This is a genomic window from Phytoactinopolyspora endophytica (assembly GCF_004138495.1).
Taxonomy (GTDB): domain Bacteria; phylum Actinomycetota; class Actinomycetes; order Jiangellales; family Jiangellaceae; genus Phytoactinopolyspora; species Phytoactinopolyspora endophytica.
On the sequence record NZ_ML142880.1, the window covers coordinates 10826 to 24267 of the forward strand.

At 64.9% G+C, this 13442-nt stretch carries 11 protein-coding genes; 8 read left to right on the forward strand and 3 right to left on the reverse strand.

The window, feature by feature from the left end:
* Positions 1 to 244: 244 nt before the first annotated feature.
* Positions 245 to 1300, forward strand: coding sequence for a type IV toxin-antitoxin system AbiEi family antitoxin domain-containing protein (locus tag ELR45_RS33185; RefSeq protein ID WP_129670102.1), 1056 nt, complete (start codon positions 245 to 247; stop codon positions 1298 to 1300).
* A gap of 634 nt (positions 1301 to 1934) precedes the next feature.
* Here ELR45_RS33185 and ELR45_RS33190 read toward each other — a convergent pair.
* Positions 1935 to 2336: a winged helix-turn-helix transcriptional regulator gene (locus ELR45_RS33190; protein WP_129670103.1), complete on the reverse strand. Its 402-nt coding sequence runs from the start codon at positions 2334 to 2336 to the stop codon at positions 1935 to 1937.
* A gap of 409 nt (positions 2337 to 2745) precedes the next feature.
* On the opposite strand from ELR45_RS33190, the gene ELR45_RS33195 reads away from it, so the two are divergent.
* From ELR45_RS33195 to ELR45_RS33215, 5 genes are all read left to right on the forward strand, one after another.
* Positions 2746 to 3906, forward strand: coding sequence for an MFS transporter (locus tag ELR45_RS33195; RefSeq protein WP_129670104.1), 1161 nt, complete (start codon positions 2746 to 2748; stop codon positions 3904 to 3906).
* A 471-nt stretch (positions 3907 to 4377) separates the two neighbouring features.
* Positions 4378 to 5937 carry an aminotransferase class I/II-fold pyridoxal phosphate-dependent enzyme gene (locus ELR45_RS33200; RefSeq protein WP_165368329.1) on the forward strand — a complete coding sequence of 520 codons (1560 nt, stop codon included), beginning with the start codon at positions 4378 to 4380 and terminating at the stop codon, positions 5935 to 5937.
* Positions 5938 to 6398: 461 nt separating this feature from the next.
* Positions 6399 to 6992 carry a helix-turn-helix domain-containing protein gene (locus ELR45_RS33205; protein WP_129670106.1) on the forward strand — a complete coding sequence of 198 codons (594 nt, stop codon included), beginning with the start codon at positions 6399 to 6401 and terminating at the stop codon, positions 6990 to 6992.
* Positions 6993 to 7262: 270 nt separating this feature from the next.
* Positions 7263 to 8303: an AraC family transcriptional regulator gene (locus ELR45_RS33210; RefSeq protein ID WP_129670107.1), complete on the forward strand. Its 1041-nt coding sequence runs from the start codon at positions 7263 to 7265 to the stop codon at positions 8301 to 8303.
* A gap of 330 nt (positions 8304 to 8633) precedes the next feature.
* Entirely contained in the window at positions 8634 to 9536 is a 903-nt protein-coding gene (locus ELR45_RS33215) for a hypothetical protein (RefSeq protein WP_240760316.1), read from the forward strand.
* A gap of 227 nt (positions 9537 to 9763) precedes the next feature.
* On the opposite strand, the gene ELR45_RS33220 is transcribed toward ELR45_RS33215, so the two are convergent.
* Both ELR45_RS33220 and ELR45_RS33225 read right to left on the reverse strand, forming a co-directional pair.
* A complete protein-coding gene (locus ELR45_RS33220; protein ID WP_165368330.1) occupies positions 9764 to 10753 on the reverse strand; it encodes a Gfo/Idh/MocA family protein in 990 nt (329 codons plus the stop codon).
* Positions 10754 to 11226: 473 nt separating this feature from the next.
* Complete coding sequence (locus tag ELR45_RS33225; protein ID WP_129670110.1) at positions 11227 to 12099, reverse strand: IclR family transcriptional regulator; 873 nt, start codon at positions 12097 to 12099, stop codon at positions 11227 to 11229.
* 408 nt (positions 12100 to 12507) lie between these two features.
* On the opposite strand from ELR45_RS33225, the gene ELR45_RS33230 reads away from it, so the two are divergent.
* Together ELR45_RS33230 and ELR45_RS36215 are read left to right on the forward strand one after the other, a co-directional pair.
* Positions 12508 to 13155, forward strand: coding sequence for a hypothetical protein (locus ELR45_RS33230; protein WP_129670111.1), 648 nt, complete (start codon positions 12508 to 12510; stop codon positions 13153 to 13155).
* Between the two features lie 63 nt (positions 13156 to 13218).
* The coding region (locus ELR45_RS36215) for a hypothetical protein (RefSeq protein ID WP_165368331.1) at positions 13219 to 13442 on the forward strand (224 nt) is incomplete at its 3' end.

Sequence of the window (13442 nt, forward strand, 5' to 3'; positions counted from 1 at the left end):
GATCGCGTGCGGCACCTGTTCCGATACCAGCTATAACTCGGCATTCATGGGGTTGTGGCACGCCTGGAACTGTGCGATTCGTCGGTCGCGGACGGCAGTCCGCAGCGCCTGGGTCCGGCTGGCCGGACTCGTGCTGAGGCAACTTATCCACAGGCGTGACTGTAGTGCGCTTCTCGGACGGTTCTATCCACAGACTGCCGTTAGCGGTTGTTGCTGCGACGACGTCTGGATTCAGCTTGGTTCCATGGCAGTTGACCTGACCTCCTTCGCGAATGACGGGCGCTCGCTCGACACCATCGTGCGTGAACAGGACGGCGTGGTCCGGCTCGAGGACATCGCGCATGTCATGACGCGGGCCATGGTCCGCCATGCGGTGAGGTCGGGTCGTTGGAGTTCGCCGCATCGTGGTGTGTACGTCGCGCACAACGGCGAGCTGACCCGGAAACAAGAGCTGCTGGTGTGTCTGCGTGCAGCTCCTCCCGGCTCCGCGCTCGCTGGGTTGACGGCGGCCGAGCTCGATGGTCTGCAGGGTTTCAAGGTCACCGAGGTGTACGTCGTGATCCCCACGAACGCGCGTCCGCCGGCACGCACCGGCCTGATAGTCAAGAAATCGCGGGTCTTGACCACGGACGACGTTCACCCGGTGCGCCAGCCTCGGAGGACCCGGTTGCCGCGCAGCCTGGTGGACAGCGCATCGTGGACTCCGCATGAAACTCGTGCCCGCGCGGTCATCCTCGCGGGCGTGCAGCAGAGGCTCACGCGGCCGGACGATCTTCGGGATGCCCTGAGCAGGCGAGCCAACTGCCGGCATCGGGTGTTGATCGCCGAGTCGATCGAGGATGCCGAAGGCGGTATTGCTTCCGTGCCCGAGCGTGAATTCGATCAGATCTGCCGCATGTTCGACCTACCGGAACCAGAACGCCAAGCTGTCGTTCGGCGCTTGGACGGCCGGTACTACCTTGATGCCCATTGGCCGCGTTACGAGGTCGGAGCCGAGGTGCACGGCATCCAGCACATGGAGATCCTCAACTGGGACGCCGACCTGGACCGGCAAGCCGAGATCAGCGCGCGAGGCGATCGAGTCTTGCCGTTCACGTCCTTCTGGTGCGACACCACAAGACTCGCGTCGGGACGTTACTGGCTCAGGCCCTTCGAAACGGCGGCTGGTACGGCTGACGGCCTTGGCTCTGCGGTGTACGTGCGGCCACGGCTGGCGGCAAGAACATGCATTGCGGTTGTCATCACGACCGCAATGTCGTTCGGTGGGTGGGCGCCGTACATGGGGGCGCCTCCGGTGTGAACGGTGCGCTGGTGTTGACGGGTTCAGGCGGCCACGGCTGGCGGCAAGAACATACATTGTGGTTGTCACCACGACCACAATGTCGTCCGGTACAGGAGATCGATAGGGCAACCGGTGCTCGTGGCGCGGGTGGCGCCTGGTGGTGGGCGCGCCGCTGCTTACCGGAGCCGTCCCTCCAGGCAAAGGACGCCTTCGGCGCCGCTTCGCGGCAGGCTTCGCCTGTCCTTGACCTGGAGACCTCTACGGCTCCGGTTCGGGCAGCGGTCGTCGGGCAGGCAGAGCCTGCCCGACGCTAGACGCGCCGCGCCCACCAACGGCGAGACGTGGGGGAGCGACGCGGCAGTGTGCTGGATGGCGGGGCCGGATGGTGGTGGCGGCAAGGATGCCCAGCTTGCTGAAGGCGGTAGCGGCGAGACGTGGGGGAGTGACGTGGCAGTGTGCTGGATGGCGGGGCCGGATGGTGGGGAGCGGCGTGGCAGCGTGCTGGGCGGCAGGTGGTGGCGGCGAGGATGCCAGCGTGCTAAAGGCGGTGTCGAGGGAAGCGCAGGTAACCGCGGACGTACCGCCGCGCAACGGTTCACGGAGGAGCGTGTATTCGTGGCGGCGGTCCAACAGGGCCCTGGCTCGTACGGCGCTACGCGGAACGGGAGGCTGGGGTGGCGGCGAGGTCCTCAGCGTCTGATGTGTCGTCAGGTGTGTTCCTGATCGCTTCCAGGCGGGTCTTGTGCTCGCATCCCCACGCTCCCAGGGGACGCAGTGCGTCGTTGAGGGAAACGCCGAACTCGGTGAGCGAGTACTGGACCTTCGGCGGGACCACGTGGTGAACCTCGCGGTGCACGACGCCGTCTCGTTCCAGCTCGCGCAGGTGCTGGATCAGCATCTTCTCGCTGACTCCGTCTAGACAGCGCTTGAGCTCACCGAACCGTTTCTCGCCCTCGCTGAGTGTCCAGAGGAGGAGCACCTTCCACTTACCGCCCACCACGTCGATGGCTGCGTCGAGTCCGCACACATACGACTGGCTGTTGCTCTTCGACATCCTCGCACTCACCCTACGGTAGGTACCTTACTAAATAGTGGGTACTTGTCCGATGGTAATCGCCGAGCGATGATCGAACCATGACGAAATTCCTTCGCTGTCGCATCGCGTCGGCCCCATACGGTCGGTAGTCGATCCCGCGTGCTGGGCCGGAACCGACCGGGCGAATGGCTTGGTCGGGCTGGACGGTAGCGCCGAGCGGCTCGACGGGAACGTGACTGTCTGGCAGGTGCCGGACGGCTTGACGGGGACGTGACTGCCTGGCGGGTGCCGGATGGCTTCACGGGATCGCCCCCCCGTCGGATCGCAACAGGGATCACGCCCGACCGGCGATTCTCGGAGTGCGGCTGCGATGTCTCGTGGTTCCGCTCGTTCAACACCCTCACAACGTTCATAGGACGAGTTCTTCATGCCAATTGCTGTTTTCTCACTCCTGCTGGTCGTCTTCAGCCTCACGACCGGTGAGTTCGTGATCGTCGGTATCCTGCCGGATGTCTCAGGTGACCTGTCGGTGTCGATCTCGGCCGCCGGCATGCTGGCCACCGCCTATGCACTGGGAATGATCGTCGGGGGACCGACGGTCACCGTCATGACGGCGCGGATCGCTCGCAAACGGCTCATCATCGGCCTGGTCGCGGTGTCTGTGGCCGGGAACCTGGGGTCGGCGGTGGCGCCGAACTACGGCCTGCTCCTGGGTGCCCGGTTCGTCGCCGGTCTGGTGGTCGCCACGTTCTTCGCCGTCGCGATCACCACGGCAGTGTCGATGGCTCCGGCAGGCAAGCAGGCCTCCACCGTGGCGAAGCTGACTCTGGGCATGAACCTCGGCATCATCCTCGGGACGCCGATGGGCACCTTCATCGGCCAGAACCTCGGCTGGCGGGCGACGTTCGTGGCCATCGCCGCAGTGAGCGTCACGGGTCTGCTCCTGGTACTGCGGTTCCTCCCGGCCCAGCCCGCGACCGCCACCGGATCGGTCTTCGCGGAGCTGCGTGTGTTCGCAGACCGCGACGTCCGGCTCGCGATCACACTCACTGCCGCCGGCAACGTCGGGATCATGACCGTCTTCGTCTTCATTACGCCTCTGCTCACCGACATCAGCGGATTCTCTTCCGACGCGGTCCCGGTTCTGCTGCTCGTCTACGGCGCCGGCGCGGTGATCGGCAACTTCCTCGGCGGATGGCTGGCGGACAGGTCGCTCATGCCGTCGCTGACCGGTCTGCTGAGTGTCTTGGCGGGGACCCTGGCTCTGTTCTGGCTGGTCAGCGGTGTCCAGGTGTTCGCAGCTGTGCTGACCTTCGTCATCGGGGTGCTGGCGTTCGCGATCATCCCAGGCATGCAGACGCGTGTCCTGGCCACCGCAACGGCTGCGCCCACCCTGGCCATCGCCGTCAACGCGTCCGGTTTCCAGGTCGCTGCCGCGTTCGCGGCGTGGCTTGGCGGGCGCGTCATTGACCACGACGCGCTCGGCCTGCGCTCGATCTACCTCGTCGGTGCCGGGCTCACGCTGGTGGGCTTGACCATCGCGGTCTACTCGATGCGCCGCGACCGAGTCCTGGTGTCGCAGCCCTGAGTGGGATCTGCGGCCCCTGGTTCGAGTGGTATCGAGCCAGATGGGCGCATTCGTGACAAGTTCGGTCGTCATCGGGACGAATGTGCACTACGGTTTGTCTCGGTGTGTTTCTCAGGCGTGACGCGCCGTCACGTCGCCTGCCGGGCACGACACGGTGAGCGGGAGAGAACGCACCGCTGCACGGCAAGCACGGGAGACGTACCGCTACGCGATGGGCGGGGAAACGTACCACCACGGTTGCCAGGGTTCGGGGTTGACGTCCGGGGGTCCTCGACGGTGTGCCTGATATCCGTGACCATGGTGGGCGAGTGCGGGGTGCCTGTGGTGTCGGCCATGGGGAAGCTCGTGGGAGAGCAACGGAGGCAAGCTGCTGTACTAGTACAGTGAGTGTCGGGTTCGGGACGAGTGAAGCCGTCTTGTGGGGGACGGGGCGGCCGGGCGGAGGACGCAACGATGGGTCGAGCCAGACGGATGAACGCCGACTTACCGATCAGCGGGCGGACATCTCGGGAAATTGCGGAGAGCATCGAGACCGGCGTCGAGACCGGGGATCTGCCTCCGCGTCAGGCGCTGCCGTCCGTGCGCGGCCTGGCGACCCGCCTCGGGGTGAGCCCGACGACGGTCGCAACCGCCTACCGTGACCTGCGGATGCGTGGTGTGGTCACCAGCGAAGCAGGCCGGGTCACCCGCATCGGTACGCGTCCGCCGGTGTCGACCGCCGCCGCACAGGCCGCGCGGTCCGGGCCCTCTTGGTATGAAGGCCCGCGGCCGCCGGCAGGGTCAACGGCCTCACAGACCGACGAGGCGTCACCGAACAGCACGGCTCCGGCGCAGTACGACGGGTCGAGCGGGGCTCGGGGCGCCGACGGTCAGGGGCAGCTGAGTGGCCGTCGTGACCTCAGCGGCCTGCGTGATGTCAGCGACGGCAACCCCGACCCAGCGTTCCTGCCCGACGTCCAGGCCGTGCTGCGACGGCTCCGCGTCCCGCGCTACCTCTACGGCGAGCCGACGATCCTGCCGGAGCTCATGGAGATCATGCAGGCCGAGTTCGCCGACGTCTACGCACAAGCCGCCGGCCAGGGGTATGGAGGCAATGGCGAGGCCGGACGAGGCGAGGGCTCTGCGAACGAGGCCGGCGCCGGTGAGACCGGTGATGTCTGCCTGGTCGGGAGCGCGCTGGACGGAGTGGAGCGAGTCCTCGCCGCCTGGACGAGGCTGGGGGACCGGGTGGTCATCGAGGACCCCGGGCACGCCGGGGTCCTCGACCTCGTGCACGCGATGGGTCTGGAGCCGATCGGCGTCAGAGTCGACGACGCGGGTCCGCTCCCGGACGACCTCGACCGGGCCATGCAGCTGGGTCCGGCGGCCGTCGTCGTGACGCCGCGAGCGCAGAATCCGACTGGGGCCGCGATCGACGACGAGCGGGCCGCCCGGCTCAGGACGGTGCTGGACGAGTATCCCGAGGTCGCAGTCGTGGAGGATGACCACGCGTGGCTGCTCGCCGGGGTGCAGTACGCCTCGCTGAGCGCGGGCCGCCGCACCTGGGCAGTGGTCCGCTCGGTCAGCAAGCATCTGGGGCCGGACATGCGGCTTGGCTTCCTGACGGGCGACCGTCGCACCGTCAGCCGGGTGGCCGGCCGGCAGATGCTCGGCGCCGGCTGGGTGAGCCACATCCTGCAGCATGCCGCCGTGGAGCTGTGGCGCGACGACGGAGTCAAGGCCGACGTACAGCGTGCCGCGTCGGCTTACCGGCTGCGGCGGGAGCAGTTCGTGGAGCGTCTCGCCGAGCGGGGCATCCCGGCCCACGGCCGCTCCGGTTTCAACGTGCACATTCCGGTGCCCCAGGAGGCGCCGGTGATCCAGGAGATGCAGGCGCGTGGGTGGACGTTGCGGGCAGGGGAACTGCACCGGATCCGCAGCGAGAGCTTCGTCCGTGTCACGACGGCGACGCTCGAAACCGACGCGGGTCGCCAGCTGGCCGCGGACCTGGCGGCGGTCCTGGAACCGCAACGAATCAGCCACCTCGCCTGATGATGGTCCAACGGTTCGCCACATTTCGTCACGAATTTCGACTCATGGGCGCCCGGTATTAGCACGTCAAACGGGGTCTTGTCCGGGTGCGTTCGCGTATGGGATGAAAGAGTGCGCTTTTGCGATTGCTTGTAGCGCCTCCCCGGTCCAGGATTAGTCGCTTAAGGGTGGAGCGAGTCATCAGGCTGGCCCGCGAGGGCCGGCCGCTGAGGGGATGGGTGGTTGCGTGACCGATGAAGAGCCAAGACGTCGTCACGACGACGAACAGGGGTATTAGGCGTACCAGTACGTTATTGCAGGGCGGGGCTTACCGCATTCCGCTGAGTTCTCGCGGTTCAGCGTCCTGTCTCACGGCCACGGAAACGGGCAATGTGCGCGATCTCGCAGTGGCCGATGTCGGCGTTGCGACGGTACAGCCGAGCCCAAACAAGGGGACATAACAGAAGAGAGGGTGAAGAACGTTGGCCAAGCAAGACGACCCGGCTGGGCCCGACGAACACGACGTGCCCGCCAGTGGGAACAGTGGGGGCGGTTCGGAGCACGAGGTGAACGAGTCACAGGAAGAGCCGGAGCCGCTGTCGGTGGCGCCGCGGTACTTGCACAAGGTGCTTGACCTGATCGAGGCACATCCCGAGTACGACCACACCACGGGCAGCATGGCCATATACGCATCCATCAGTGAGCGGGCGCTGCAGTACCGCTTCAAGAGGCATCTGCAGACCACGCCCAAGACACATCTGCGGAATGTGCGCATGGAACGCGTGCGCACGGACCTGCTCGCGGCGTCGCCCGGGGACACGACCGCCGACAACATCGCGCATCGGTGGGGTTTCCGGCACTACGGGCACTTCACGGCGATGTACACGCAGCGGTTCAACGAGAAGCCGGCACAGGCGCTGTACCGGCCGCCCAGTACAGACGGGGCGAAGAAGATACCCGAACCACGGCAGGGCACGGCCGACGATCAGCCGCCGGAAGCCGCCGCGGGCGGAGCGTCCGGGAAGCGTGCGAACACAAAGAAGGGTGGCGGCAAGCGGCGGCGAAAGGAGGAATGACTCGTCTTTCCGGTGTCATACGATCACAAGAGCCTCGGAGAGGGGGCTATTTTCGGCGGTAGACGCGTCACGGGCGGCATTGACAGCTGTGCGTGTCGTCGCAGTTGCCAGGTCACACGATCGATGCCGAAGATTTCTTCCGGATACCGCATGCTTGTCCTTTCGCGGACGGGATGAAACAATGCATCTCGTCGCTTGCGCCGGTCCTGTGAGTGGTCGAAGATGAGGGCGGACAGGCCGAAAGGATAGGCGTGGGAGGCGGCGTGACCTGTGGAATACGATGCATCTTTACCGCTTGGTCGTTATGACGTCTTCCAAGGCGTCGGGCCGGACGGAATTGTTGAGACGCTCCACGATGTGCTGAGCTGGCATCTGCTGGAGTTGAAAGGCTTGGACCATGATGCGAGGCCGCGCGTTCATTGGCATCGTATCCGGGATGTACTGCTCAGCCACATCCAGTTGGGAAGTGCTGCGGAGATGATGGTCGACACGGACCAGCACGCGCTGATCATCCAGACGCCCATGTCTGGACGCGTGCAGGTCCGTGTGGGCACACAGGACGTCGACCTGGAACCCGGGCTGGCCGTGATCACCTCCGACACGGATCGGCTGTCGATGCGCTGGAGCGCGGACTGCCGGATGTCCGTGGTCCGCATGGAGTTCGACGCCGTGAAGACGAGGTTGCTCGAACTGATCAGGGGACCGCTGCGCGAGCCGTTCCAGATCGAGACGGTCATGGACGTCGGCCAGGGTTATGGGCTGAGCTGGCGGCGATGGTGGTCGCTGCTGATCGAGGAGTTGGACCGTCCCGGCGCCTTGGTGGAACAACGGCGTGAGGCGGTGATATTCGAGAAGGCGCTGATGTCGTTGCTTTTGCGGGTGCAGCCGCACAATCACATGAGCTATCTGATACGGGACGATGATGCGGACACCGTTGACCAGAATGGAGTGCCGCTGGATGCCGTGCCGGATTACCCGCTGTATCTGCGTAAGGTGCTGCAGCTTATCGGGGATAATCCAGAGTGGGAGCATACGACGAGCAGCCTGGCGCAATTCGCTGCCATCAGCCCGCGGGCCCTGCAGGTCAGCTTCAAGCAACATGTCGGAATGTCGCCTAAAACCTACCTCACCAACGTTAGACTTGACCGGGTATATGATGCCCTGCTCGCGGCGTCACGAGGGGAGGTGACAGTGGGACAGATAGCGCAAGGATACGGGTTTCATCATTACGGACGTTTCGTGATGCTATACCGGCAGAGATTCGGTGAGCGCCCGTATGACACACTGCTGCGTACTCCGCGCTCTGGGTAGGTGATGATGGGACGTCACAGGTACCGGTGCTCCAAGGGACACCCGGTAGACAAGCCTGGCCAGAAGTGCCTCGCTTGTCGGAAAGAGGAGATCGACGGGAAGAGTCAGCCCGGCAAATGCGCCAGATGCGGTATCGAGGTCGGCGAGGATGACCGCGGTCCGTGCGATCGATGCAGCCTCAAGGTACGGGTCAAAGAACTCATAGCACCGGGCCCGCAGGAGGTTCCCCAGTCACTCAGAAGGTTCTACGACAGGGTGTGCTCGGCGCCCTGCCCACGCGCGGCGGAGCGCTGGCTCCGCGAGGGCACCGCGCCACGGATCCTGGCCGGCGTGGGCTCGGGCGATATCCCGATGACCCACGACGCCCTCGATGCGGAAGGGGACATCGAGGCGGCCGACTACGTGCGTTACATGCTCGTCGCGGCCGGCATCCTCCAGAAGCGGGACGAGGGCCTCGAGCACGCGAAACGCTGGGCCCGAAGACTGCTCCTCACCGTCACAGGTGCCATGAACAGGCGGACCGTCACGGAGTTCTGGTCCTGCCACGTGGTGCCCAACATACGGTTCCTGAGCGAGACCGGCTCCGCGCGCCAGCTCGGCATCGTCAGGGCCAAGCGCAAGGTCAGGGGAGCGGTGGACTTCATGGTCTGGCTGGAGGCACGCGGCGTCGACCTGTATGACCTATGCCAGGCCGACGTGAACGAGTGGCTCAAGAGGGGTTCTCAGGCCAACGACGTCGCCAGCTTTCTGATGTGGGCGGGTACCCAGGGTTACTGCGTGCGGCTGCGAGTGCCCACGGCCGAGGACTTGCTCGGCCTGGACTCCGAGGTCGACAAGTACTGGAGGCTCGTCGATCGTTTCCTGGACGACGAGGGTCTGGACGTGGCCGACCGGGTCGCGGGCGGGCTGGTGCTCATCTACGGCCGGCGTACCAATGAGATCTGCTCATTGACCAGTGATCACGTGACACTCGACGGGAAGGACGTCATCCTGCCCTTGGGCGGGCGAGACGTGCAGCTGCTCCCGGCGCTGTCCGCTCTGGTGATCAGGCTGATGCGCGGCGAGGGCGCGCATGGCGGCACGGTCACCCCGGATGACCGGCGGACTCTGTTCGGCGGACCCTGGTACCGGGAGCACATCACCCCGTTCAGGCTCGCCGAGCGGCTCAGCACGCACGGGCTCGGCGAGGCGTCGGATCTGATGACCCGCCGCAAGAAGCCCTTCAGCGCCTGACACGAGTGACCGACACTCGGAAGGCTGGTACTGAGCGAGGACACGGCCCCGGTAGGTGATCGCTAAGTCACGCACCTTTGCGATCACCTACCGAGAGTCGTGCTTTGCGGGTCCGCCCACCCACGTCTGTCGTCCGGCCGTGGCCGGTGCGTTCATAGCCGGTGTGCCCGTATCGATCTGATCAGGCACGGAGCGCGGCCGGCTTGAGGCCGCTCATCTCCGATTTCTCAGATGTCGTCGATGTCCACCGCGCCGCCTTCGTGGGCTGAGCGGAGGATGGCGTCGTGAACGCGCATGGTCTGGTAAGCGCAGTCGATCGTGGCGGTCGCGGGCTGGCGGTCCTCGCGTACGGCGGCGACGAACTCGGTGAGCTCTCCCAGGTAGCCGATGTCTTTCAAGCTGTCTTGGAGGCTGAGTGGGCGATCGCAGACTTCGACGACTTCGCCACTGTGATACCTCATCATCCGGCCCGAGGTGTCGGTCTTGATGTAGTGCCCATGGTCCCCGGTTACGTGGAGCTCTTCGGTGAACTGGTCGACACGGTTGACCGTCATGGTGAGTGTGCCGATGCTGCCGTTGGCGAACGTCAGCGTGGCCACGTAGGAGTGTCCGTCGTGTTCCTTGGCGAAGACCTGCGTGACATCGCCGAACATGTAACGCGCGAGGTCGATCACGTGAATGCCGGACTCGAGGACGAACGAGTTGCCCCAGCCATGGGGCCGTTGGCCCATCGACCAGTTGATCGACAGCATGCTGGGCGCGCCGAACTCAGTTGACGCGATCGCGGTGCGCATCTTCTGATACACCGGCGAGAAGCGCTTCATGAAACCCGTCATGCAGGTCTGTCCAGAACGGCTGCTGGACTCCCACATGGCTGCGGCGTCGGTGGCGGACGGGCCCGGTGGGGCCTCGGTCCAGACCGGATAGCCGGCTTCCATGGCGTCGATGGCCAGAGCAGGTTGTGTCGCGTGCCCGGTACATATCACGACCGCGTCGAATTCCACTTCGATCGCCTTGAGCATCTTCTTGTAATCGGTGTAGACCTCTTCTCCGGCAAATGCTCGAGCTTTGCCCCGGGCGCGTGAGTCATCGAGATCGCAGACCGCGGCGAGGTCCACGGGCAGGAACGAAAGGCACGGATAAATTCGTTCGGAAGCATGTTCCCCGGCACCGATGACAGCGAGCCGTACGCGTTGATCAATGCCCGAGGCCGTCATGAAGAGTCCTCTCATCGGTGTGGGTCCGGCTGTCGGAACGGTCTGAAGGTGTGTTGTTGACCAGCATCGTCTGTGTGGTCCCCCTCAACGAGACGGTGCGGAACACGAGCGATCGCTTCATCACAGCGCATCCGCCCAATGCACGATTGTGGGCAGCGTCCTGCCCGTGAAGGTCAAAGCCGTTACGCGTCACGGCCGGTTACAGGGCGCCTCACATGGGGCGCCTCAAGATCGACAAGATATGCGACGACGTTAGCACCATACGTCGCAATTGTCTGCGCTGAACCCATCCCTTTTTGGAATGAAATAGTCATCCAGGGACTCATGGACCTCTGGTATAGGAACGTCTCAAGCGAATAGCAGTCAGGTGCGACGAGCCCAGCCTGTATCGGGAATGGGGCAACCGCGACGGATCGCCTCGACGCAGATGCTGAGGCGATCCGTCAGAAACAAAAGATCGGGGGGAAGGCGAACTATTCGGGCTCTTTCGCCAGGTGGCCGGCGACCTCGGTCAGCGAGGCGGCGATTTGCTCCATGTCCTTGATGGGGAAGCGGCTCGCAGGTCCGCTGACACTGATGGCAGTGGGGATGTGCGCGCCGATGATCGGCACGGCCACGCAGCGGCCGTCGACGTCGTTCTCGCAGTCGTCGATGCCGTAACCACGCCGGCGCACCTTGTCGAGCTCATCCAGGTAGTCCTGGACGGTGGTGATCGTGTTGGCGGACCGTTCCTCCATGTCGGTCTGTTCGAGGATCTCTCGGACCCTGGCCTCGGGGAGCCGTGAGGCGATCGCCTTGCCGAGTGCGGTGGAGTGCAGCGGGTCCTGGCTGCCGGGCGAGTACTCGACGCGGACGGCGCGCTTGCTCGGCACGATCTCGACGTAGACGATGGAGTTACCCTTGAGCACTCCGAGGTTGGCGGTCTCACCGGTCTGGTCGCGCAGCCGCTCCAGCCAAGGCCGGGCACGCTCCTGCAGGATCTGCAGGCCGCGGGAGTGCATGCCGACGAAGCCGAGGCCGAGCCGGTACTGGCCGTCGCGGTCCCGCTCGACGTACTCGGCGTCCTCCAGGGTCCACAGGTAACGGAACGCTGTCGGCTTCGCCATGTCGATGCTATTGCTGACCTGTGCCAGCGACATCCCATCCACTGATCTCTGGAGCAGGTTGAGCATCGAAATGACGCGTTCGACCGAGCGGTTCGTGTACTTCTTGGCGAGCTCCGGAGAGACGCTTCGCCGATCGGGAGCGTTCTCGATGTCGATCGACTCATGGCCGGTAGGCGGGCTGGTCGCGTCACCTTCCTGCTTTGCCGGAGCTCTCCTTGGCTGGCTTCGCCTGCGTGGCATGATCTCCCCTTTTCGTTACGAAATGGATTTATGGTTTCAGGAGTCTACAGGAGCGACGCAAGACGCGGCAGGGAGCTGGAGTCCGCACTGTGAGACGTTCGCACCCGTGAAAGTGAGCGTTCACTAGGTCACGGCCGTGTCATGACGGCGCAACGTTCGCCTACGCGATGTTTCATTGCGCTTGCACGCAGCCTCGCAGGGTGGAAAATGGGAAGCCATACCGGTTGAGATGTGACCGGGATCACTTTCTGGAGGTGAGAGAAGGCTGTTTCACGGATGGGCACGGTCGCCCACGGGCATTCCCCGGTCGTGTCGGTATCAGTCATCCGCCTGTCGTGACGGTTGTGGCTAGCGCGCTAGTGGGTAGGGCTCGTCGTAGGTTTCGGTTCAGACAATGAGGTGACCGGAATGGGCGATCTCCCCGCGAATCCCCTGGCGATCGAGCTGACCCTGGCGAATCGTGAGCTGTGGTGGCAGACCAAAGACACCGAGGATCGGCCAGAGTACTGGAAAGTCTCCGCCGACGTGTGGGACCTGGAGGTCTGCCCGGACGAGCATCGGCACGTGGGTGATCTCTGGTTAGCCGTCGCCGAGCTCAACCCGGACCGGTGCTTTTTGGACATGATCGAGCCGGAGCAGTGGGTGCTGGAGCTGATCGCCGAAACCGTGCTCGACCTCGCCAGCGGGACGCTTGTCTCCGAGCTCGACGACCAGATCAGCGACGGCGTACCGCGAATGGTGATCCTGTCCCGGTTCCAGCTGGACGAGGTCTGGCGAGGGTTCGGCCTCGCTGGGCCGCTGATCGCCTCAACGCTTGAACGCTTCTCCAACACGGCACGCTTGGGCGTCTGCCATGTCTCGCCCGCCTACTTCATGCAGGAGTGCCCCGATCGGATCTCGGCGGAGCTGACCTGTGTACGCCTCGGGGAGCTGCTGGGGCGCGTCGGGTTCCACCTGTGGAAGGACGTCCACGTCGTCGACCTGAGAGACCGGGCACTGATCGACGCCGGCCTGGAGCCTCTGCAGCGGTGGGGTCCGTGCGGCGGGCAGCAGTAGCGCTGCGTCGCCGCGACGGTCTACCTGAGTAGCCGTCCATCGAGCATGCTGTGGAGGTGGAGGATGGCGTTGCCGCTGGCAGGTCACCCGTTGATCCGCGCAGACAACTTCGAGGAGACGCAGCGTGCCCTGACATGCAGCTGGCGGCCCCTTCACATCGAGTGCCTGGGCACGTCCTCCCGGATGGACTTCCGCCTGAACGGCGTGCCCATGCCCCGGATGAGCGTCACCGCTATGACCTTCGGAAACGAGATCGCCACCGACGTGGGCGAGTTCGGGATGTACTC

What these genes read in the sequence shown, in the direction of transcription:
- ELR45_RS33185 (WP_129670102.1), top strand. Translation starts at nt 245, where the DNA reads ATGGCAGTTGACCTGACCTCCTTCGCGAATGACGGGCGCTCGCTCGAC.
- ELR45_RS33190 (WP_129670103.1), bottom strand. Translation starts at nt 2,336, where the DNA reads ATGTCGAAGAGCAACAGCCAGTCGTATGTGTGCGGACTCGACGCAGCC.
- ELR45_RS33195 (WP_129670104.1), top strand. Translation starts at nt 2,746, where the DNA reads ATGCCAATTGCTGTTTTCTCACTCCTGCTGGTCGTCTTCAGCCTCACG.
- ELR45_RS33200 (WP_165368329.1), top strand. Translation starts at nt 4,378, where the DNA reads ATGAACGCCGACTTACCGATCAGCGGGCGGACATCTCGGGAAATTGCG.
- ELR45_RS33220 (WP_165368330.1), bottom strand. Translation starts at nt 10,753, where the DNA reads ATGACGGCCTCGGGCATTGATCAACGCGTACGGCTCGCTGTCATCGGT.
- ELR45_RS33225 (WP_129670110.1), bottom strand. Translation starts at nt 12,099, where the DNA reads ATGCCACGCAGGCGAAGCCAGCCAAGGAGAGCTCCGGCAAAGCAGGAA.
- ELR45_RS33230 (WP_129670111.1), top strand. Translation starts at nt 12,508, where the DNA reads ATGGGCGATCTCCCCGCGAATCCCCTGGCGATCGAGCTGACCCTGGCG.